At 69.5% G+C, this 20,156-nt stretch carries 21 protein-coding genes; 9 read left to right on the top strand and 12 right to left on the bottom strand.

Annotation, left to right across the window (positions count from 1 at the left end):
• Positions 1-15: 15 nt before the first annotated feature.
• The 3 genes from ABH933_RS08885 to ABH933_RS08875 are packed head-to-tail and all read right to left on the bottom strand — an operon-like array spanning position 16 to position 2,223.
• Positions 16-768, bottom strand: coding sequence for a thiazole synthase (locus tag ABH933_RS08885; protein ID WP_372452157.1), 753 nt, complete (start codon positions 766-768; stop codon positions 16-18).
• 19 nt (positions 769-787) lie between these two features.
• Positions 788-1,000 carry a sulfur carrier protein ThiS gene (gene thiS, locus ABH933_RS08880; protein ID WP_215922160.1) on the bottom strand — a complete coding sequence of 71 codons (213 nt, stop codon included), beginning with the start codon at positions 998-1,000 and terminating at the stop codon, positions 788-790.
• On the bottom strand, positions 997-2,223 hold the full coding sequence (locus tag ABH933_RS08875) for an FAD-dependent oxidoreductase (RefSeq protein WP_429419052.1): 1,227 nt from the start codon (positions 2,221-2,223) through the stop codon (positions 997-999). Before ABH933_RS08875 ends, thiS begins: the two co-directional genes overlap by 4 nt.
• Positions 2,224-2,343: 120 nt before the next feature.
• On the opposite strand from ABH933_RS08875, the gene thiE reads away from it, so the two are divergent.
• On the top strand, positions 2,344-3,048 hold the full coding sequence (thiE, locus tag ABH933_RS08870; RefSeq protein ID WP_429419050.1) for a thiamine phosphate synthase: 705 nt from the start codon (positions 2,344-2,346) through the stop codon (positions 3,046-3,048).
• 10 nt (positions 3,049-3,058) lie between these two features.
• Here the strand turns inward: thiE and ABH933_RS08865 are convergent, their stop codons facing one another.
• Positions 3,059-3,724, bottom strand: a complete 666-nt coding sequence (locus ABH933_RS08865; protein WP_429419048.1) for an NUDIX hydrolase — start codon at positions 3,722-3,724, stop codon at positions 3,059-3,061.
• A gap of 209 nt (positions 3,725-3,933) precedes the next feature.
• Between ABH933_RS08865 and ABH933_RS08860 the strand changes: the two genes are divergently transcribed.
• From ABH933_RS08860 to ABH933_RS08850, 3 genes are read left to right on the top strand one after another with little or no spacing between them, the layout of a single operon-like run.
• Positions 3,934-5,277, top strand: coding sequence for a hypothetical protein (locus ABH933_RS08860; RefSeq protein ID WP_429419046.1), 1,344 nt, complete (start codon positions 3,934-3,936; stop codon positions 5,275-5,277).
• On the top strand, positions 5,274-6,263 hold the full coding sequence (locus ABH933_RS08855) for a glutamate ABC transporter substrate-binding protein (RefSeq protein ID WP_429419044.1): 990 nt from the start codon (positions 5,274-5,276) through the stop codon (positions 6,261-6,263). Before ABH933_RS08860 ends, ABH933_RS08855 begins: the two co-directional genes overlap by 4 nt.
• 5 nt (positions 6,264-6,268) lie before the next feature.
• A complete protein-coding gene (locus tag ABH933_RS08850; RefSeq protein WP_429419042.1) occupies positions 6,269-9,124 on the top strand; it encodes a tetratricopeptide repeat protein in 2,856 nt (951 codons plus the stop codon).
• Positions 9,125-9,133: 9 nt separating this feature from the next.
• Here the strand turns inward: ABH933_RS08850 and ABH933_RS08845 are convergent, their stop codons facing one another.
• Positions 9,134-10,330 carry an acetate kinase gene (locus ABH933_RS08845; protein WP_429419040.1) on the bottom strand — a complete coding sequence of 399 codons (1,197 nt, stop codon included), beginning with the start codon at positions 10,328-10,330 and terminating at the stop codon, positions 9,134-9,136.
• A 9-nt stretch (positions 10,331-10,339) separates the two neighbouring features.
• Positions 10,340-12,409, bottom strand: coding sequence for a phosphate acetyltransferase (gene pta, locus ABH933_RS08840; RefSeq protein ID WP_429419038.1), 2,070 nt, complete (start codon positions 12,407-12,409; stop codon positions 10,340-10,342).
• 24 nt (positions 12,410-12,433) lie between these two features.
• Here pta and ABH933_RS08835 point away from each other — a divergent pair, with 24 nt between their 5' ends.
• From ABH933_RS08835 to ABH933_RS08825, 3 genes are all read left to right on the top strand, one after another.
• Positions 12,434-12,601 (top strand): hypothetical protein, encoded by a 168-nt coding sequence (locus tag ABH933_RS08835; protein ID WP_429419036.1) that lies wholly within the window; start codon positions 12,434-12,436, stop codon positions 12,599-12,601.
• Positions 12,602-12,662: 61 nt separating this feature from the next.
• Positions 12,663-13,520: an LLM class flavin-dependent oxidoreductase gene (locus ABH933_RS08830; protein ID WP_429419034.1), complete on the top strand. Its 858-nt coding sequence runs from the start codon at positions 12,663-12,665 to the stop codon at positions 13,518-13,520.
• Between the two features lie 52 nt (positions 13,521-13,572).
• On the top strand, positions 13,573-14,082 hold the full coding sequence (locus ABH933_RS08825; protein ID WP_429419032.1) for a nitroreductase family deazaflavin-dependent oxidoreductase: 510 nt from the start codon (positions 13,573-13,575) through the stop codon (positions 14,080-14,082).
• Positions 14,083-14,242: 160 nt separating this feature from the next.
• Here ABH933_RS08825 and ABH933_RS08820 read toward each other — a convergent pair whose 3' ends face one another.
• From ABH933_RS08820 to ABH933_RS08810, 3 genes are all read right to left on the bottom strand, one after another.
• A complete protein-coding gene (locus tag ABH933_RS08820; protein WP_429419030.1) occupies positions 14,243-14,572 on the bottom strand; it encodes a DUF4291 family protein in 330 nt (109 codons plus the stop codon).
• Entirely contained in the window at positions 14,496-15,503 is a 1,008-nt protein-coding gene (gene fgd, locus ABH933_RS08815) for a glucose-6-phosphate dehydrogenase (coenzyme-F420) (protein ID WP_429419028.1), read from the bottom strand. The genes ABH933_RS08820 and fgd overlap by 77 nt, the downstream gene beginning before the upstream one ends.
• 373 nt (positions 15,504-15,876) lie before the next feature.
• Positions 15,877-16,665 (bottom strand): helix-turn-helix transcriptional regulator, encoded by a 789-nt coding sequence (locus ABH933_RS08810; RefSeq protein WP_429419026.1) that lies wholly within the window; start codon positions 16,663-16,665, stop codon positions 15,877-15,879.
• A gap of 120 nt (positions 16,666-16,785) precedes the next feature.
• On the opposite strand from ABH933_RS08810, the gene ABH933_RS08805 reads away from it, so the two are divergent.
• Both ABH933_RS08805 and ABH933_RS08800 read left to right on the top strand, forming a co-directional pair.
• Positions 16,786-17,142, top strand: a complete 357-nt coding sequence (locus ABH933_RS08805; RefSeq protein WP_429419024.1) for a VOC family protein — start codon at positions 16,786-16,788, stop codon at positions 17,140-17,142.
• A 218-nt stretch (positions 17,143-17,360) separates the two neighbouring features.
• Entirely contained in the window at positions 17,361-18,119 is a 759-nt protein-coding gene (locus tag ABH933_RS08800; RefSeq protein ID WP_429419255.1) for an HAD-IIA family hydrolase, read from the top strand.
• A gap of 143 nt (positions 18,120-18,262) precedes the next feature.
• Here the strand turns inward: ABH933_RS08800 and ABH933_RS08795 are convergent, their stop codons facing one another.
• From ABH933_RS08795 to ABH933_RS08785, 3 genes are all read right to left on the bottom strand, one after another.
• Positions 18,263-18,709: a MarR family winged helix-turn-helix transcriptional regulator gene (locus ABH933_RS08795; RefSeq protein WP_215922173.1), complete on the bottom strand. Its 447-nt coding sequence runs from the start codon at positions 18,707-18,709 to the stop codon at positions 18,263-18,265.
• A gap of 64 nt (positions 18,710-18,773) precedes the next feature.
• Positions 18,774-19,406 (bottom strand): DJ-1/PfpI family protein, encoded by a 633-nt coding sequence (locus tag ABH933_RS08790; protein WP_429419253.1) that lies wholly within the window; start codon positions 19,404-19,406, stop codon positions 18,774-18,776.
• A 117-nt stretch (positions 19,407-19,523) separates the two neighbouring features.
• Positions 19,524-20,114, bottom strand: coding sequence for a dihydrofolate reductase family protein (locus tag ABH933_RS08785; RefSeq protein WP_429419022.1), 591 nt, complete (start codon positions 20,112-20,114; stop codon positions 19,524-19,526).
• Between the last annotated feature and the right edge of the window lie 42 nt (positions 20,115-20,156).

Genomic DNA, 20,156 nt, shown 5'->3' with positions numbered 1-20,156 from the left:
CACAGGCTCGGTTGCTCACAACACGGGAGAGGACGCCTGTGCCCAGAAGCGCTTGGGGATGCGACCGGCCTGGCGCGCCAGGTATCCGGCCCGGACGGCGTCGGCCATCGCCGCGGCCATGACGGCGGGCTGCCGCGCCCGGGTCACCGCGGTCGCCAGCAACACGGCCGAACAGCCGAGCTCCATGGCCAGCGCGGCGTCGCTGGCGGTGCCGATCCCGGCGTCCAGGATCACCGGAACGCCCGCGTCGGCCACGATCATCTCGATGTTGTGCGGATTGCCGATGCCCAGTCCGGTGCCGATCGGGGAGCCGAGCGGCATCACCGCCGCGCAGCCCGCATCCTCGAGTCGCCGCGCCAGCACCGGATCATCGGTGGTGTAGGGCAGCACGGTGAATCCGTCGTCGACCAATTGCTCTGCGGCGCTGACCAATTCGATGGCGTCGGGGAGCAGGGTTCGCTCGTCGGCGACGACCTCGAGTTTCACCCAGTCGGTGCCCAGCGCCTCGCGGGCCAGCCGCGCGGTCAGCACCGCCTCGGCGGCGGTGCGGCAGCCGGCCGTGTTGGGTAGCGGGGCGATGTTCAGGCGCCGCAGCAGGTCCAGCACGCCGGTGCCGCCCGCGGCGTCGACCCGGCGCATCGCGACCGTGGTCAGCTCGGTGCCCGAGGCCACCAGCGCGTCGGACAGCACGGCCAGGTTCTCAGCGCCGCCGGTGCCCATGATCAGGCGCGAGGCGAACTTCCGGTCGGCGATCTGCAGCGGTTCCATCATCGAGTCCGCACCGGTACTAGCCACCCTGCACCGCCGTGAGTACCTCGATCTCCCAGCCGCGGCCCACCGGCGAATCCCAGCGGGACTTGGGGAACACCGCGCCGTCCACCGCGACCGCAACTCCCTGATCGGGCAGTCCCAGCCGCGTGAGCAGCTCGCGCACGGTGAGCTCGTCAGCGAATTCGTGGTCCTGACCGTTGACTGTCACTCCGATTGGGATCGAGCTCATCGGATACCTCCTGTGGATGATGCGGCGACAGCGGTGGCGCCGAGATTCTGTGGAAAACGGGCGGGATCGGCGAACTTCGCAGCGGCGGGCACGTCACCGTCGCCCAGCAGGGCCAGCACCGCATCGACGGTGAGCGGCACGCCCAGGATTCCGTTGCGGCCATGGCCCGCGGCGACGACGACGCGCTCGTTCAGCCGGCCGATCAGCGGCAGGTTGTCGGGGGTGGCGGGACGGGATCCGGCCGCGGCCTCGGCGAGCTCGTACTCGCCGAGCGCTGGCAGCACGGCCTCGGCGTCGGCGATCAGATCCCGGACTCCGGCGACGGTCACCGCCGTATCGAATCCGGCCTCGTACTGCGTCGCGCCCACCACGATCCCGTCCGCGCGGGGCACGAGATACATGGGCCGTCCGTGCACCCGCGCGCGGATCACCCGCCGCGGCGGTGGGGGTGCGCCGGGGCGGTGGCGCAACCGCAGGATCTCCCCCTTCACCGGGCGCACCGCCAGGCCCGGCCACAGCCGCGCGGCGGACGCACCGGCGGCGAGCACGACTCGGTCGTAATTCAGATCCGACAGGTCTGTCACGGCCTCCGCACGGTTGTGAACACCAACCTGTTCACAGCATTGCCGCAGCGCCCCGACCAGCAGCCGGTTGTCCACAGCCGGTTCGGTGGAGGCGAGCAAGCCGGCGCGAACAGTGCGGGCCAGCCCCGGCTCCGCCGCCCTGACCTGGGTTCGGTCCAACAGCCGCAGTGCATGAGTGCGCGGGCCGAGTCCTTCCGGTCTGCCGGGTGCGGCGGCGTGCGGCGCCTGCGAGGTCCCCGGGTCGCCACCCGCACCGGCCTGCCCGCCGGACGCGCCGCCCTCGACGGCGGCCACGCGGTGTTCGCCGACGAATTCGGCAATGGTGCGCAGATCGGCGGCATCGGCGGCATCGAGCGCAACGGTGAGTGTCTCCTCGGCGACGAAGACCGAGGTACCGGTGACAGCCTGGATACGGGCGCCGAATCCGGGCCAGCGGTCCAACGAGGCGGCACCGAATTCCAGGGCCTCGCCCTCCCCCGGCCACGCCTCCGACAGCGGGGCCAGCATGCCACCGGCCACCCAGGAGGCGCCGGAACCCGGCGCGGGATCGAATATCGTTACGGCCCAACCTGATTCGGCGGCGCGCCACGCCACCGACGAACCGATCACACCCCCACCCACGACGGCCAGAGTTCGCATACCCTCCACCTTGCTCGGATCCGCCGTAGCGGAATCTCGGCATCCCCGTGCGGCCGCCTTCGCTGCGGGGATGCGGTATATGTTTCGCCTACCCACGGTAGCGCGGCTACGGTCGAGGGTGTGCAACCCTCCCACCAGTACCGACCCGTAGCCCCTCGCGAGCGCCTCGCCTCCGCGCGGCTGTACCTGTGCACCGACGCCCGGCGGGACAAGGGCGATCTGGCGGCATTCGCCGAGGCGGCGCTGGCCGGTGGGGTCGACATCATTCAGCTGCGCGACAAGGGTTCGGCGGGTGAGGCGCGGTTCGGCCCGCTCGAGGCGCAGGCCGAACTGGGCGCGCTGGCCGAGCTGAAGGCCGCGGCCCGCCGTCACGGGGCGCTGTGCGCGGTGAACGACCGCGCCGATATCGCGCTGGCCGCCGGCGCCGATGTCCTGCACCTGGGCCAGGGCGACCTGCCACCCTGGTACGCGCGGCAGATTCTCGGGCCCGAGGTCGTGATCGGCCGCTCCACCCACGACCGCGATCAGGCCGGACAGGCCGCGATCGAGGAGCACATCGATTACTTCTGCACTGGTCCGGTGTGGACCACCCCGACCAAGCCCGGCCGCAGCGCCGCGGGTCTGGACCTGGTCCGCTCGACCGCCGAGGCGGGGCCGGCCCGCCCGTGGTTCGCGATCGGCGGCATCGATGCGCCGCGCCTGCCCGAGATCCTGGCCGCGGGCGCCACTCGCATTGTCGTGGTGCGCGCCATCACCGAGGCCGACGACCCCGAGGCCGCGGCCCGGGCCCTCAAGACCCGGCTGCTCGAGAACGTCGCGGTCTGATCATCGCGCCTCAGCCCAGCACCTGGCTCAGGGTGACATACAACACGTCATCGGCAAGATCGGCGGGGAGGCCATCCGGATCGGAGATGCGGACCGGGCGGCCCGCCGCGCCATCGGCATCCAGCCACAGGAAGCCCCCATCCGCGAGATCCACGGTGCGAGGCAGAGCGGCGGCGATCTCCGGCGCCTCGGCGATGCCGTCGAGGCTGACGCACGCCGATCGGGTTCGCAGCAGGGGCCACGCCGTGGCGAACGCGGGATGCAGGGGCCGGGCATCGACCTCGTCCTCCGACACCCAGGCCAGCGCGGCGCTCTCGATGTTCGCCGTCGTCGGCACCGGTTCGGAAATATCGGCGACCACCGTGGTGTAGGTCCAGCCGCTGGGTGCGGTCGCGGTGACCCGGCTGCCACGCACCCGCACCAGCTCCGTCGCGATTCCGGCCTCCTCGTGCGCCTCGCGCACAGCGGCGTCCTCGCTGGTCTCGTGGCTGTCCCGGGCGCCGCCCGGCAGCGCCCAGGTGCCGCCCTGATGACTCCACGGCGCCCGATGCTGCATCAATACCAGCGCACCGCCACCGGGCCGGGGCGCCCGCAGCAGAAGTCCGGCGGCCCCGAACAATCCCCACTGCCGCGTCCCATCGGGGCTGTGTACAAAGCCGTCTCCGTCACCACGCATGCTCGCCTCGTCCGATCCTCGCCCGCGCCGCCCGCGCGGTCCCCGGGCAACACGTGCGAAAAATACCGGAGCAAACAGGGCGATACACCCGCGCGGCATCGCTACGACAACAATAAGCTCTTGTGGATAGCAGGCCGACGGAGCTTGCGGAGTCGTCGAGTTGGGCAAACTCTGCGGCACGCACCGTCGTCGGCGATGGAACGGAGGTGATGATGGCCCGGACCGCCGAACCGCGGCTCGAGGAGCTCTCGTCGTGGGCCGCAGCCGCCGCCGTACGCGAGCAGATCGACGTCACCGATCTGCGCTCCTTCGCCCGCTCCTCTCCCGCCAAACTGATCGCCGTCGGGCTGGTGCTGCTCGGACTCTGCCTGGTGGCCGGGGTCGTGACCGCCTCCCAGGTGAGCAGTCGCCAGCACGCCCTGGACAACCTCCTCCGCTCCGCCGAGCCCGACGCGAATTCCGCACAGCGCCTGTACACCTCGCTGTCGGTGGCCGACGCGGAGGCCGGCACCGCCTTCATCTTCGGCGGCCTGGAGCCGCAGACCGTGCTCGACGCTTACAACCAGGCCATCGGTGACGCGTCGGCCGAACTGGTGGCACAGTCCAGCGACAGCTCGAGCTCCAGCAGCGATCCCGACATCGCCCTGCGCACCGGCATCGCCACGAACCTGCCCGTGTACGCCGAGCTGATCCAGACCGCCCGCACCAACAACCGCCTCGGCCATCCCGTCGGCTCCGCGTATCTGAGCGAGGCGTCGAGTCTGATGCAGACCAAGATGCTTCCGATGGCGCAGGAGCTGCAGGAGCATCGCACGTCCGCGATCGCGGCCATCCAGCACCGCCACGTCCGGCCGCCGTGGCTGGCGATCATCCTGCCGATCGTCGCGCTGGCCGCACTGGTGATCGCGCAGGTGTATCTCGCCCGGCGCTGGCGTCGGGTCGTCAATCCCGGCCTGCTGGTGGCCTCGTGCACGCTGGTGATCCTGCTCGCCTGGACGGTCACGGCCGGCTCGGTCTCCGCGCTGTCCACCACCGATGGCCGGGACAACGGGGCCGTGCCGAATTCCGAGCTGATGGAGAGCCGCATCCTTACCCAGCAGGCCCGGGCGGCGGAAACGCTCAAGCTGGTGCGACGCGACGACAGCGGCGACTACGACCGCACGTATGACACCGCCACCACGAAGCTGACCGATCTGCTCACCCGCTATTCGCATTCCGCACCCGCCACGGACGACGTGGCCACCGCGCACACGGCCCTGGACCGCTGGCGCGCGGCCCATCAGCGGATGAACGACGCGCTGGGCCGCGGCGACTTCCCGGGCGGGGCCGCCATCGCGATCGGCCCCGGCCCCACCCAGGCGACCGCAAGCGTGAACACCCTCGACAGCTCGCTGGTCCATGGCATTGCGACGACACGTAATACGTTGCGGGACAACATTTCCGGTGCCGCCCGCTCGTTGGATGTGCTGTCCCCCGGCGCGCTGACGCTCGCGGTGCTTGCGGCCCTGTTCGTGGTGGGCGGGCTGTGGCCACGACTGCGGGAGTACCGATGAGCGCGCGGCGATTTCGTCACGGCGCCGCGCTGGCCCTCACGGCGACCGTACTGCTGAGCGCCGGGTGCGCCGCGACCACCAGCGCCCCGCGGGAAGACAGCACAGCCAGCTACATCGAGCCACCGCTGCCGGCGAGCGCCGCTCCCCTACCGACAAATTCGCCCTTACCACCGGCGGCGGCCGAGCAGAGCTGCGGCGATGTCACCGCCAGCCTCAGCCCGAACGGCACGACGCAGGGCACGAGCATCGACGCCATCCGGGCCCGCGGACGACTGCTGGTCGGCCTGGACCCCGGCAGCAACCTGTTCAGCTTCCGCGACCCGGTCAGCGGCACGCTGGAGGGCTTCGATGTCGACATCGCGGGGGAGATCGCCCGCGACCTGTTCGGCGATCCACAGCGAGTCGAATACCGGATCCTCTCGCAAACCGATCGCGAGCGCGCACTGCAGGAACACACCGTCGATGTGGTGCTCGAGACCATGACCATCAACTGCCAGCGCAAACAGCATGTCGCGTTCTCGGTTCCGTATTTCATGGCGCACCAGCGGATACTGGTGACCAAGAACTCCGGAATCAACGGCCTGGCGGATCTGGCCGGTAAGCGGATGTGCATGGTCAAAGGCACCACCTCACTGGACTTCATCCGGCGCGCGCAACCCAAGGCCAACATCCTGACCGCACCCACCTGGGCCGACTGCCTGGTCATCCTGCAGCAACGCCAGGCCGACGCCGCCAGCACCGACAACGCACTCCTAGCCGGCCTGGCCGCCCAAGACCCCTACTACGTGGAACTGGTCGGTCCCGACCTCACCGATGAGCCGTACGGCGTCGGAATCCCGCCGAGCCATGACGATATGGTGCGGCTCGTCAACGGCACCCTCGCCCGGATCCGATCGGACGGCACCTGGAATCGGCTGTACCAACGCTGGCTACAGCCCGCCCTCGGCCCGTCCTCCGGCCCCCCGCAGCCGGAATACCAGGGTTGAGGCACATGCCCGACCCCCGCGAATCCGATTCCCACGCAGACGAACCCGTCCCCAGCGCGCCGGGACCGGACACGCCGGCAGGCGGTACCGCGGGCGCGGCCGAGCCCGCCGAGCCGCCGGATGAACCAGGCACACAACCCGCCGCAGCCGACTCCACTGATACGCGGGGCGCCACTCACGACGTAGGCGACACTCACGCAGCCGCGCCGGTTGAGCCAGGCACCCAACCCGAGACGATCGATCTCGCCGAAACACAGGCCGCTACAACCGAATCCACAGGCACGCAGGGCGCAACAGACGACGTAGCCGACACCCACGCAGCTGCGCCGGATAAGCCGGGCACCCAACCCGCCGCAATCGATCTCGCCGAAACGCAGGGCACCACAACCGATCTGGCCGAGACACAAGCCGCCACACGCGATCTGCGCGGAATGCAGGCGGTCACCCACGACCTACCCGGAACACAGGCCGTCACCCACGACCTGCCCGGAACACAGGCGGTCACCCACGACCTGCCCGGAACACAGGCCGTCACCCACGAGCTCGCCGGTACTCGAGCCGCTGTGCCGGATGGTCCTGGCACTCGGGCAGTTACGCCTGATGTTGCCGGGACACAGGCCGCGGAGGGACGCGAGGGGGTGCGCGGTTCGGGGGTGGCGATGCCTACCGGTGCGATGAATGCGCGGGCCGGGGCGCCGGATTCGGAGCCCGGCCCGCAGCCCACGGCTCGTAGCGTGCGGTCGGGGCGGACCCGGCCCACCCTTCGGCGCCTGGGCGCGGGGCTGGTCGAGGTACCCCCGGTGCCGCCGGTCGATCCGCAGTCGGCCGTGCTCGCCGATCCGGTAGTCGAGCAGGGGCGCCGATTCTGCTGGCGCTGCGGCAAACCCGTCGGGCGCGCGTCGGCCGGGCACGCCGCCACGGCGGAGGGAGTCTGCGAAACCTGCGGGGCGACCTACGATTTCCGGCCCTATCTGCAGCCGGGGGATATCGTCGGCGGGCAGTACGAGATTCAGGGGTGCATCGCGCACGGCGGGCTGGGCTGGATCTATCTGGCCGTCGATCGCAATGTCAGCGACAGGTGGGTGGTGCTCAAGGGACTGCTGCACAGCGGTGACGCCGTCGCGCAGGCCGTCGCCGTCGCCGAGCGCCAATACCTCGCCGAGCTGGCGCATCCCAGCATCGTGAAGATCCACAACTTCGTCGAGTATCCCGGGCCGCACGGCACGCCGATCGGCTATATCGTGATGGAGTACGTCGGCGGCCGTTCGCTGCGCGATCTACTCGATTCCCATCCGCGGCCCGAGCGGATGCCCGTGGCCGAGGCCGTGGCCTATCTGCTGGAGATCATGCCGGCTCTGGAGTATCTGCATTCGCTGGACCTGGCGTACAACGACCTCAAGCCCGACAACATCATGATCACCCAGGACCGGCTCGAGCTGATCGACCTGGGCGCCACCGCCCCCTTCGACTCGCACGGAAATCTCTACGGCACCAGGGGATTCCAGGCGCCGGAGATCGCCCGAACCGGGCCGAGCGCCGCCTCGGACATCTACACGGTGGGCCGCACGCTGGCCGTGCTGACGCTGGACATGCCGATGGAGCACGGCCGGTATCTCGACGGAATTCCGGAACCGGCCACCGAACCGGTGCTGGCGCGGCACGAGTTCTTCCATCGGCTGCTGCTGCGGGCGACCGATCCGGATCCCGACCGCCGCTTCGCCTCCGCGCGCTTGGTGACCACGCAGCTGGCGGGCGTGCTGCGCGAGCTCCTCGCCGCCGAGACCGGCGACGAACACCCGCAGCTGTCAACGCTTTTCAGCCCGCCCCGGACCAGCTTCGGGACCGAGGAACTGCTCGCCCAGACCGACGCCTACGTGGACGGAATCGAGCGCAGCAAGAATCTGCGGCCCCGGGACGTGGCCGATGCCCTTCCGGTTCCGCTGATCGACCCCTCGGACCCGTCGGCGGCGCTGCTGGCCGGAACGGTCCATCCCGAGCCGCAACTCGCCCTCGACGCGGTCCGCATCGCACGCGAACGCGCGGCCACCCAACCCGACGAGGTGCTCGAAACCTTCGAGGTCGAATCCATCCTGGCCGAGGCCCGCATCCAGCTGGACCTGGATCAGCCCGACGCCGCCCGCGAACTGCTGAGCCGGGTGGACGCAGGCGACTGGCGCGTGGAGTGGTATCTCGGCCTGGCCGGTCTGCGGAGCCTGGACTACGAGCAGGCCTTCGCCCACTTCGACTCGGTACTGCGGGCCCTGCCCGGTGAGATCGCACCGAAACTGGCGCTGGCGGCGACAGCGGAACTCGTGGTGCAGCAATGGGAGTCGCCGGATCCGGAGCAGTGGCGCGCCTACGCGGAGAAGTTCTACAAGACCGTCTGGCGCACCGACCGCGGCGTGGTGAGCGCAGCCTTCGGCCTGGCTCGGCAGCTCGCGGCCGATCACCGCGTCGACGAGGCAGTGCAGGCCCTGGACCAGGTGCCCACCGCCTCGCGCCATTACGCGCAGGCCCGCCTGACGGCGGTGCTGCTCCTGCTCAGCGCCGCCCCGATCGCCGAGCTGGACGAGTCCACACTGTACGTGGCGGCCAGCCGCGTCCAGCAGCTGCCGCCCGGCGAACATCGCGCGCCGCAGATGGGCTTGCTGGTGCTGGGCGCCGCCCTGGCCTGGCTGCAGGCGGGCAATACCCCGAAGCGACCGGACGCCGGGCTGTTCGGCGCCCCCTTCACCGAACGCGACCTGCGTCACGGCGCCGAGGTCAGCCTGCGCGGCCTGGCCCGTGTCGCGCCCGGGCGCAGGCATCGGTATGCGCTGGTGGATCTGGCCAATTCCATGCGGGCCAAGAGCTGGTTCTGACCTCTCGTGTCAGCCCACGATCGCCGCGGCGGCCCTGGCGATGGCGAGCTCCTCGTTGGTCGGCACCACCAGCACCGGAATTCGCGCGTCTGAAGGTGAAATAAACCGGGCCGCACGGTCTTTCGCGGTATTGCGGTCCGGATTCACGACGATGCCGAGTCCGGACAGGTCCGCGAGCGCATCGGCGCGCACCTGCGGGCTGTTCTCGCCGACCCCGGCGGTGAAGGTGATCGCGTCGACCCGGCCCAATTCCACCAGATAGGCGCCGATGTAGCGGCGCAGCCGGTGAATGTATACGTCGTACGCGAGCCGCGCCGACGCGTCACCGGTGTCGATCAGGCGCTGCAATTCCCGGAAGTCGTTCACCCCGGACAGGCCGAGCAGGCCCGAATTCCGGTTCAGCAGTTCGTCGACGGCGTCGATACTCAGCCCCGCCGTGCGCATCAGATGCGGAATGATGCCGGGATCGATGTCGCCGGAGCGGGTACCCATCACCAGCCCCTCCAGCGGAGTCAGCCCCATCGAGGTGTCCACTGCCTTGCCGCCCCGAATCGCCGAGGCCGAGGCGCCGTTGCCCAGGTGCAGCACAATCTGATTCAGCTGCGCCGGATCGGCGCCGAGCACCTCCGCGACCCGGCCCGAGACGTATTCGTGCGAGGTGCCGTGGAAGCCGTAGCGCCGAATACCGTGCGCGACGGCTATTTTGGCATCGATGGCGTAGGTCTTCGCGGCATCGGGCAGGCCGTGGAAGAAGGCCGTGTCGAACACCGCGACCTGTGGCACGTCGGGCAGCAGCCGCCGCGCCGACTCGATTCCCACGACGTTGGCCGGATTATGCAGCGGCGCAAGGGAAGACAGCTCGTCGATCGACTTCACCACCGCGTCGGTGATCAGGGTCGGCCGATAGAAGATCTCACCGCCGTGCACGACCCGATGCCCCACCGCGTACAGCCCCTCGCGGGTCAGATCGTGTCCGCTGCGCGCGAACAGATCGAACACCACCCGCAGTCCGGCCGCGTGATCGGGTATCGCACCGTCGTACTCCACCGTGCCGCCGTCGCTGTGATGCTCCACCGTCGGCGCGCCGGGATCGACCGGCTCGCCGATCCGCGAGACCAGCCCGGACGCGGCGACCGTGCCCGAGATCGGATCCAGCAGCTGGTATTTGATCGACGACGATCCGGAGTTGATCACCAATACCTGCATCGTGTCCCCCTATCGGGCCTGTGCCTGGATGGCGGTGATCGCCACCGTATTGACGATGTCGGCGACGAGCGCCCCGCGCGAGAGATCGTTGACCGGCTTGCGCAACCCCTGCAGTACCGGCCCGATCGCGACCGCGCCCGCGCTGCGCTGCACCGCCTTGTAGGTGTTGTTGCCGGTGTTCAGGTCCGGGAAGATGAAAACCGTTGCGCGCCCGGCGACCCGGGAGTTCGGCAGCTTGGTGCTCGCCACCGACGGCTCGATCGCCGCGTCGTACTGGATCGGGCCCTCCACCATCAGGTCCGGCTCGCGCTTGAGCACGAGTTTGGTTGCGGTGCGCACCTTGTCGACATCGACGCCGCTGCCCGACTCGCCCGTCGAATAGGACAGCATCGCCACCCGCGGCGCGATGCCGAACTGCTCGGCGGTGCGCGCGGAGGAGATCGCGATGTCGGCGAGCTGCTCGGCCGTCGGATCGGGCACCACCGCGCAGTCACCGTACGCGAGCACCCGATCGGCCAGGCACATCAGAAAGACGCTGGACACGGTCGATACCCCGGGCTCGGTCTTGATGATCTCGAACGAGGGGCGGATGGTGTGCGCGGTGGTGTGCGCCGCGCCGGACACCATGCCGGCGGCGATGTCCTTGTACACCATCATCGTTCCGAAATACGAGATGTCGGCCATGTATTCGCGCGCGCGGTCCACCGTCATACCTTTGTGTTCGCGCAGCTTCGCGTACTCCTGCGCGAATTCGTCACGCAGACTGGAGGTTTGCGGATCCAGCACCTGTGCGTTGTCGATGTCGACGCCGAGCTCGGCCGCGCGGGCCCGCACCGCGCTCTCCTCGCCCAGGATGGTCAGGTCGGCGATCTTGCGCTGCAGCACCCGGCCCGCGGCGCGCAGAATGCGGTCGTCGGTGCCCTCGGGCAGCACGATCCGGCGCCGGCTCGCGCGGGCCCGCTCGATCAGCTGATACTCGAACATCTGCGGCGTCACCACCGACGGGATCGGAACCTCGATGCGCGCCAGCAGTTCCCGCGCGTCCACGCGCTGCTCCATCAGGGCCAGCGCGGTGTCGACCTTGCGGATGCTCGACAGCGACACCCGGCCCCGGGTCCGCGCCGCGACCGCGGTGTCGAACGTGCCCAACTCGGTGGTGAGAATCGGAAGCTTGGGCCGCAGGCCCTCGATGAGCCGGGCGACCGCGGGGTACGGCCGCATGCCACCGTTCATGATGATGCCCGCCAGCGACGGAAAGCCCTCCGCCTCATGGGCGTTCACCAGGCTGAGCAGCGCGTCGGAGCGATCCCCCGGGACGATCACCGCGACGCCGTCGGTCAGGCGTTCCAGAATGTGCTCCGCGGTCATGCCGCCGACCATGATGCTCATCGCCTCGCGTTGCATCAATTCCGGGTCACCGGAATAGATCTCGCCGCCGATGGCCTCGCACAGCTCGGTCAGCGTGGGGGCGTTCAGCAGCGGCACCTCCGGCAGCGTCCAGGTCGGCACGTGCTCGACCTGCAGCGCCGCGGCGACGGCGTCGAGCGCATCGGGATCGCAGCGATTGGCGATGATCGCGACCAATTGCGCGTGCTCGGCGTGCAATTCGGCCACGCACAGCTCGGCCAGGTCCGCGACCTGCGCGGGCGTGCGCTCGGAACCGCGCAGCACCAGCACCACGGGTGCGCCCAGGTTGGCGGCGATTCGCGCGTTGTAGCGCAGCTCGCTGGGGCTGGCGACATCGGTGTAATCGCTGCCGACGATGACCACCGCGTCGCACACCTTCGCGACCTCGTGGAAGCGCATGACGATATCGCTGATGGCCGCGTCCGGGTCGGCGTGCACCTGCTCGTAGGTGACGCCGATCGCCTGCTCGTAGTCGATGTCGGCGGTGCTGTGCTCGAGCAGCAGCTCCAGAATGTAGTCGCGCTGGGTCGTCGAGCGGCTGATCGGCCGGAAGACCCCCACCCGGGCGGTCGTCGCGCACAGCATCTGCAGTGCTCCCAGCGCCACCGTCGACTTCCCGGTGTCGCCCTCCGGCGAGGCGATGTACACGGTGGACGGTGCGGTGTCGGCCATAGTTCATGAGAGTAGTGAGCGCTCGTGTCCGATTCACCCCTCCGCACCGCAAACAGCTGGAAATCACACCTCGGGGAGGGGGCGGGCCGAGCTCGCCGAATCGGCGGGCGGGTGCGCTACACCCCGGCCTCGAGCGTTTCGGGCATGAACCTGCGCCACGGGAACATGGGCCTGCCCTGCCCGCCGACGTAGCGTCGGAGACGGCACCGATAAGCAACCCGTGCGGCCGGTTTTCCGGCCGCGGATCGGATCGATGATGACTGTCTCCCCCTGCCCCGCCGACTCCGCAGGCACCCCGTCGGCCCGTCTGGACCTGGGCACCTTCCTGCCGACCTCGACGCCCGACCCGGCGCAGCCGATCCTCGGCGATATCGGGGCCGCGGCCCGGCTGGCCGAGGAGCTGGGTCTGGACTCGGTGTGGTCGACGGACCATCTGGTGGCGAGCGCGCCGATCCTCGACAGCACGGTCGCCCTGGCCACCGCGGCGGCGGTCACCGAGCGGATCCGGATCGGGTGGGGTGTGCTGGTGGTGTCGCTGCGACCCGCCGCGTGGACGGCCAAGCAGGCCGCCACCCTGCAGTACACCTCCGGCAACCGGTTGCTCCTGGGCGTCGGCACCGGTAACCCCGCGCACGGCGACATCGCCTGGCGCGCAGCGGATCAGCCCTACGCCGAGCGCGGCCGCCGCACCAACGAGGCGCTGCGCGTCCTGCCGGACCTGATCGCCGGACGCCCGGCCGTGCTGGCCGACGGCACCGAGGTCACCCTCTCTCCCGGGGCGTCCGTCCCGCCGATCCTAGTCGCGGGCAACGGTTCTCGTGCCCTGCGCCGGGCGGCGGCCTACGCGGACGGTTGGCTGGCCATCGGCCTGTCCCCGGACGAATCCGCCTCCGCCGCCACGGAATTGGCCGATCTCGCCGACGCAGTGAACCGGCCGGCACCACAGATCACCATCGTTACCCCGCCGACCGGCGACCTCGCGCAGACCGTGGACACCGTCTCCGCCTACGCCGCCGCGAACGTCGAGCGCGTGATCCTGGCACCGGCCGATCCGGATTGGCGGGCGCACTACGAGTTCGCCGCGAAGGTCAAGGCGGCCCTGCCATCCTGAGCCGCTCCCGCCCACCGAGACCAGCGGGCGCGACCGCCGCAGTATCGCCGCCATGAGCACACAATTCCCGGATCGCCGATGGGGGTCGCGCACCAGTCTGCTCTCACGGGCAATGGTTTCGTTCGCCGCGACCTGGCCCGGCTCGCTGCTCATCCGCAAGCTCACGCCGCTGGACCGCAAGCTGCTGGTCCGAACCGCGGGCCGCTACACGATGCTGGGTCCGGTCGGCGCGCCGGTCGTGCTGGTGACCGCCCGCGGCCGCAAGTCCGGTCAGCCGCGCCTGTCGTCGCTGCTGTACGTGCACGGCGGCGACACGCTGTACGTGATCGGCAGCAATTTCGGGCAGTCCAGCCATCCGGCCTGGACCGCAAATCTGCTCGCCGATCCCGAGGCCACCGTGACGCTGGCGGGAGAGCGAATTCCGGTGCGCGCCACACTGATCGAGGACCCGGCCCGCAAGGAAGAGATATTCGCCGACTTCGTCGAGTCGGTCAAGGTCTACGCCACCTACCGCACCCGTACCACCCGAGACATGCGCATCTTCGCGCTGACCCGATCCTGATCCGGCGCGGTCGGCTACCGCGTCGCGCCGATCGCCGTGGCGAGGTCCCCGGGGAGCGGAACGGCTGCTCCGGCGGCGCGAACGCCGAGCGCCATTGTGCGGCATCGGGATAGACGCGTTTTTCCGGGCTCGTGAGCACGGCCTGTCCCAGCGCCTCCTCTCAGCCCGCACGCGTGATCCGCACGGCCAGAATGTGTTCCTGCCCGGGCTTGCGCGCCCAGCCGCTGCGCTGCATCAGCCAGCGGAACGACGGCTTGATCCAGGTCATCCGGTTGAGCGAGAACGGTGACACGAAGCGTTGCGCCGACGGTAGAACCCCGCCGAACCCCGCGGCCACCGATTTTCGCCCCCCACGCGAATCCGGCCGCCGCACCGAGGGGTACGGCGGCCGGATCTCGTTGTGGCCGAGCAATTTACAGCGCGCGCAGGCGCGGGGCCAGATCGCGCTGGAACAGGTCCAGGAACCGGCGCTGATCGTGCCCGGGGGCATGGAAGACCAGGTGGCTCAGGCCCGCATCGATGTACGGCTTGATCAGTTCCACCGTCTGGTCCGGATCGCTGGCCACGATCCAGCGCTTGGCGACCTGCTCGATCGGCAACGCGTCGGCGGCGGCCTCCATCTCGATGGGGTCGGTGATGTCGTGCTTCTGTTCCGCGGTCAGCGACAGCGGGGCCCAGAATCGCGTATTCTGCAGCGCCAGTTCGGGATCGGTATCGTAGGAGATCTTGATCTCGATCATCCGGTCGATGTCCTCGACGGTGCGCCCGGCCTTCTCGGCGCCCTCACCGAGCGCGGGCATCAGCTTCTCGGTGTAGAGATCCATGCCCTTGCCCGAGGTGCAGATGAAACCGTCGCCGGCGCGGCCGGCATACCGGGCCACCAGCGGACCGCCCGCGGCGATGTAGATCGGGATGCCGTCCTTGGGCACGTCGTAGATCGAGGCACCGACGGTGTGGTAATACTCGCCCTCGAAGGTCACCCGGTCGCCTGTCCACAGCGCCCGCATGAGGTCGACCGACTCGCGCAGCCGCGCGAAACGCTCCTTGAATTCCGGCCATTCGCCCTTATATCCGGTGGCGATCTCGTTCAGCGCCTCACCGGAACCCACGCCCAGCATGATGCGGTCGGGGTACAGGCAGCCCATGGTCGCGAAGGCCTGCGCGATCACGGCCGGGTTGTACCGGAAGGTGGGGGTCAGCACCGAGGTGCCGAGCTGAATCCGCTTGGTGCGCTCGCCGACCGCGGTCATCCACGCCAGCGAGAACGGGGCGTGCCCGCCCTCGTGCCGCCAGGGCTGGAAGTGATCGCTCACCGAAGCGCTGTCGAGTCCGTGCTCCTCGGCCGCGACCGCGAGCTCGACGAGCTCGCGGGGACCGAACTGCTCCGCCGACGCCTTGTATCCGAGCTTGAGATCACTCACGACTGCACCTCGCTGGCGCTCGGCTCCGTCGTGCGCGATGCACGCTGTGTCATTGGTTCGCTCGCGAGCTCGCTCACTGTGCGTCCCTCCTGTTCACGAATCGCTTGGGTACCCCCGACGGTTGACTACAGCGCCGGGAAGCCGTGCCGCATTCCACAACGCCCCGAAATCCCGGGGCCCTCACCGACCATATCCCGTGACCTCGGTTAATCCCCGGCGTGCTCACCTCCGCCGGGTTGCGCACATATGGAGCGACCCGCAGCGCACATGTGCGCGCCGGTGCGGGGCGGCCGAGTTGCACACATGTTCATGCCGCGCAGCCCAGTTGTCCAGATGTGGAGCGCCACGATCAGCGTCACTCCGGGTGCGTCTTTCAACGGTGCGGTTGGAGGGCGGGGGTCAGTAGTCGGTGCAGGGCGGTGGGGGTGTGGCCCAGGTGTTCGCGGACGGTGCGGGTCAGGTGAGCCTGGTCGGCGAAGCCCAGATCAGCGGCAAGGTCTGCGAGGCCGGTTTCTCCGTCCGCGATCCGGTCGAGGGCCTGCCCGACTCGTGTCCGGTTGCGGTAGCGGGTCAGCGACACTCCCATGTGCTGAGAGAACACCCGACTCAGCCGATACGGCGAAACCTTCAGCAGTACGGCCAAAGAGTGCAGCCCGGCCGACTCCGGTGCCCGGTCGATGATCGCCTCGCGGGCCGCGGTGACCAGCGCTCGGTCGGCGGGCCGCGGCCGTGGGGCCGGCCGTCCGGCGGCGAGTGCGACGAGCCGGACCAGTTCCTCGGTCACCGCGTAGTCGATATCGCCGCCCGCGGCAGCCGCGAGCATTCGGCGGTGCGCGAGCTCGATACGCGCATCGACGTAGACCGCCCGCGAGCTCACCGCGCCTTCCAGAAGGCCGGGCTCGATGGTCACCGCGGTGCAGACGTCACCGCCGACGGGGTGGGAGAACCCTTCCTCCTCACGCGGTGCGCCGATGTAGCCGACGGTGCGGTCCAGGTCGGCGAGTTCACCGTCGGCCCGTCGCCGGAACCTGCCCCGGCGTACGAGCACAAGCCGATGGTCGGCGCGGACTTCCGGAGCCGAGAAGTGGGTGTGATCGGAGCGGCAGTTCACGGTGGTGACGGTGAACTCCGGCCGGGCGGCGAGGGTCGTGGCGGACAGCACCCACGGACCGTACGCCGCACGTACGACAGGAAACTGCCCGCAAAAATCTTCAAGACCCGCGCGGGGCCGGACACGGATGCTGAGACGGCAACATCGACTACACCAGGGAGACAACGAAATATGACCGTCTACGCAAACCTCGCCGCGATCATCATCGACTGTGCCGCACCGCAGGTGATGGCGGAGTTCTACCGCGAGGTCACCGGCTGGAAGATCACCCACATCGACGACGATTCGGCCTACCTCGGCGAGGGCCCGATCCAGCTCGCATTCCAGCGGGTCGCGGGCTACACGGGGCCCGGTTGGCCCGATGCCGGTAAGCACGCCCACCTCGACTTCACGGTCGCCGATGTGGCCGCCGAAACCGAGCGGCTGCTCGCACTCGGCGCGACCGTGCCCGAATTCCAGCCGGGGCAGGGTCAGTGGACGGTACTCGCCGATCCCGAAGGCCACCTTTTCTGCCTGGCCGCGGCATGACCGCCGCAGCACCGGATCGCCCAGGCCACGCTGGATGTCGAGCTCAGCGGCCGACAGGAGGGCCGCGGTAGCGTACCGGTCCGCCACATGCCCACCCGACCGGTCCGGTGGGCATGTGTGAATGGTCGCAACTTCGAAAGTTGTCCACATCGTGAAGACCAATAGCCCACAATGTGCTGGTGAACGATGCTGAGCCGATCCTGTCCTACCTGACCGATATGGACGGGGTACTGGTGCACGAGGACCACCTGATCCCCGGCGCCGACAAGTTCCTGCAGGACCTGCAGGCCAACGACATCCCGTTCCTGGTGCTCACCAACAACTCCATCCGCACTCCCCGCGACCTGCAGGCACGGCTGCGCCACAGCGGCCTGGACATTCCGGAGGAGGCGATCTGGACCTCCGCGCTGGCGACGGCGACCTTCCTGAACGACCAGCGCCCCGGCGGCACCGCCTACGTGGTCGGCGAGTCGGGCCTCACCACCGCCCTGCACGAGATCGGTTACGTGCTGACCGACAGCGATCCGGACTACGTCGTGCTCGGCGAGACCCGCACCTACTCCTTCGAGGCGATCACCACCGCCATCCGCCTGGTAGACAAGGGCGCCCGATTCATCGCCACCAACCCGGACGCGACCGGCCCCTCCCGCGAGGGCCTGCTGCCCGCGACGGGCTCGGTGGCGGCGCTCATCACCCGCGCCACCGGCCGCGAGCCGTATTACGTCGGCAAGCCGAACCCGCTGATGATGCGCTCGGCGCTGCGCCGGATCGGGGCACACTCGCAGTCCACGGTGATGATCGGCGACCGCATGGACACCGACGTCATCGCCGGGCTGGAGGCGGGCATGCGCACGATCCTGGTCACCTCGGGCATCTCCACCCGTAAATCGGTGGAGCAATACCCTTATCGCCCAACGGTCGTCGTCGATTCGGTCGCGGATCTCGTCGGCCACACGGCCGACCCGTTCGCCCGCTAGGCGGGGCCCCGTCGGCGCCGGATCCGGCTTCCCGGGCCGAATTCGTGCCGCTCGCGAAGGTGTGTGGCCGGCGCGCGAGCGCGCGTACCACTTCCGCCGCAGCCGCTGAGCCCGCGGCCGTCGGTCGAGTCCGGCCGGACGACCTACTCGGATTCGAGTGCGTCGAGCGCGGCCGACAGATCCAGGAGCGCATCGACGATGTCGTTCAGCCGCTCGACGCCCAGCCGGGCGGCCAGGCGCTCGGCCATCTCCGCGTGCTGCGGGGTGATCCGGCGCATCGCCTCGTGACCGGATTCGGTGACCGCCACGAGTTTGGCGCGGCGGTGCGCCGGGTTGGGGCGGTACTCGGCAAGCCCCTTGGCCACCAGCAGATCCGCGATGCGCTGCACACTCTGGCGGGTGATACCCATCTCGCGTGCGATACCGGAGACGGGAAGCGGCGCGGGCAGGACCGCGCCGAGCACCTGCCACCACGCCGCGGTGATTCCGGCCGGTTGCGCCAATTCCTCTGCGATGGAAAGGAATTGGCCGTTCAACTTGAACGTGGTGATCGCCGTGGCGCTGAACGACTGCGGAATCGTCCGGCTCATCACCGCACCTCCGGGCCCGGCATCCGCCGCAGGCTGCATCCCGCTGATCCGGTCACGCACATACTCATTCGGCCACCGCCCGCTGCGCCTCGTATTCGGCCAGCGTGTAGAAGCCCTTCGGGTCGTTGTCCCCGTACAGCGCATACCAGGCGTCGAGCACGCGCGGCTCGAAGACACCCAGCCGCGCGAAGATCTCCCGCGCGAATTCGACCGGACGCGTGCCGGTCGCGGTGATCAGATCTCCGCCGGTCACCGCCGTGTCCGCCACGTAGTGTTCCCCGCCCGAATATCCGCTCATGGCAAGGTATCCCGGATCGTTGCTGGTGTGCGTCCGCTCGTCGAGCAATCCCGCCGCGGCGAGCACGAACGTGGCGCCGCAGATCGCGGCCACCGGCGTACCGGCCGCCAGGAACTCGCCCGCCTTGGTCCCGAAGGCGGCCAGCGCGCCGGATTCGGCAATGGCCGATCCGGGCAGGATCAGCATCGCGCTGTCGCCCGGCGCGAGCTCGTCCAGCGCGAGATCGGGCACGATGCGCATGCCGCCCATCGATGTCACCGCCTCGCGCGTGGGACCGACGGTTCGCACCCGCCAGGTCCCCGGTTCGCGATGCCACAGCGCGCGATTGATGCCCGCGGTCGCGTGCCCGACCTCCCAGTCAGCGAACGTGTCGTACACAGCCATATGCACTGTTCTCATCATGACAGTATGCTGTCATGCATGACAGCATACTGTCAATGCCTGGATCGCACGGGGTCCGGCTCACCGACGACGACCCCTCGACAATCGTCGGCGAGCCGGCCCGTGCGAGCCGCCTCAGGCGTCGGCGCCGTGCTGCGAGTCGGGAGCCCACTCGCTCTGCCGCGCCTGCGCAACCCGCCCATCTGGCCGCACCCGATAGACGATCTCGACCCCACCGCCCTCGAGCGGCTGCGTGCTCTCGAGCTCCAGCCCCAGATCGACGCTCACCGCGTCCGTCAGCCGCATACCGCCGCCCAGCACGAACGGCACCACCACCAGACTCAGCTCGTCGAGCGCGCCGAGCGCCCGGAACGTCTCGATCGTGTGCGGCCCGCCGACCAGATGGACATCGCCACCCTGGTTGGCCTCCCGCATCGCCGCGAGCAGCCGGGCCGGATCGCTCTCCATGGTCACGTGGTCGGGCGTGCCCTCCGGACGGTGCGAGCCCAGCACGAACACCTGCAGATCCGGCCATGGCCACCACTCGTTGGTCAGCGCCGGCTCGAAGGTGGTGCGGCCCATCAGCGCCGCCTCACAGGTCTTCAGGAATTCCACCATGCCGTGGCTGCCGTGGCCGTGCACCGGATCCACCACTTGGGGAGGCCACCCGTTCGGCGTCGTGATGTAGCCGTCGGCACTCATGCACAAGCGCGCCCTGATCCGCATGTGAGGATCCTTCCCACCTCGTCGGCCCGCACATTCACCGGA

The sequence above is a fragment of the Nocardia sp. GP40 genome (genome assembly GCF_050434125.1).
Taxonomy (GTDB): domain Bacteria; phylum Actinomycetota; class Actinomycetes; order Mycobacteriales; family Mycobacteriaceae; genus Nocardia; species Nocardia albiluteola.
Note: the sequence above shows the minus strand (reverse complement) of the source record. Positions and strands in the feature narration are given on the sequence as shown.

Excerpts from the sequence above, each read along its gene's own strand:
- ABH933_RS08885 (WP_372452157.1), bottom strand. The coding sequence starts at position 768 with ATGGAACCGCTGCAGATCGCCGACCGGAAGTTCGCCTCGCGCCTGATC.
- thiS (WP_215922160.1), bottom strand. The coding sequence starts at position 1,000 with ATGAGCTCGATCCCAATCGGAGTGACAGTCAACGGTCAGGACCACGAA.
- ABH933_RS08875 (WP_429419052.1), bottom strand. The coding sequence starts at position 2,223 with ATGCGAACTCTGGCCGTCGTGGGTGGGGGTGTGATCGGTTCGTCGGTG.
- ABH933_RS08865 (WP_429419048.1), bottom strand. The coding sequence starts at position 3,724 with ATGCGTGGTGACGGAGACGGCTTTGTACACAGCCCCGATGGGACGCGG.
- ABH933_RS08860 (WP_429419046.1), top strand. The coding sequence starts at position 3,934 with ATGATGGCCCGGACCGCCGAACCGCGGCTCGAGGAGCTCTCGTCGTGG.
- ABH933_RS08855 (WP_429419044.1), top strand. The coding sequence starts at position 5,274 with ATGAGCGCGCGGCGATTTCGTCACGGCGCCGCGCTGGCCCTCACGGCG.
- ABH933_RS08850 (WP_429419042.1), top strand. The coding sequence starts at position 6,269 with ATGCCCGACCCCCGCGAATCCGATTCCCACGCAGACGAACCCGTCCCC.
- ABH933_RS08845 (WP_429419040.1), bottom strand. The coding sequence starts at position 10,330 with ATGCAGGTATTGGTGATCAACTCCGGATCGTCGTCGATCAAATACCAG.
- pta (WP_429419038.1), bottom strand. The coding sequence starts at position 12,409 with ATGGCCGACACCGCACCGTCCACCGTGTACATCGCCTCGCCGGAGGGC.
- ABH933_RS08830 (WP_429419034.1), top strand. The coding sequence starts at position 12,663 with ATGATGACTGTCTCCCCCTGCCCCGCCGACTCCGCAGGCACCCCGTCG.
- ABH933_RS08825 (WP_429419032.1), top strand. The coding sequence starts at position 13,573 with ATGAGCACACAATTCCCGGATCGCCGATGGGGGTCGCGCACCAGTCTG.
- ABH933_RS08820 (WP_429419030.1), bottom strand. The coding sequence starts at position 14,572 with ATGCCCCCGGGCACGATCAGCGCCGGTTCCTGGACCTGTTCCAGCGCG.
- ABH933_RS08805 (WP_429419024.1), top strand. The coding sequence starts at position 16,786 with ATGACCGTCTACGCAAACCTCGCCGCGATCATCATCGACTGTGCCGCA.
- ABH933_RS08800 (WP_429419255.1), top strand. The coding sequence starts at position 17,361 with ATGGACGGGGTACTGGTGCACGAGGACCACCTGATCCCCGGCGCCGAC.
- ABH933_RS08795 (WP_215922173.1), bottom strand. The coding sequence starts at position 18,709 with ATGAGCCGGACGATTCCGCAGTCGTTCAGCGCCACGGCGATCACCACG.
- ABH933_RS08790 (WP_429419253.1), bottom strand. The coding sequence starts at position 19,406 with ATGAGAACAGTGCATATGGCTGTGTACGACACGTTCGCTGACTGGGAG.
- ABH933_RS08785 (WP_429419022.1), bottom strand. The coding sequence starts at position 20,114 with ATGCGGATCAGGGCGCGCTTGTGCATGAGTGCCGACGGCTACATCACG.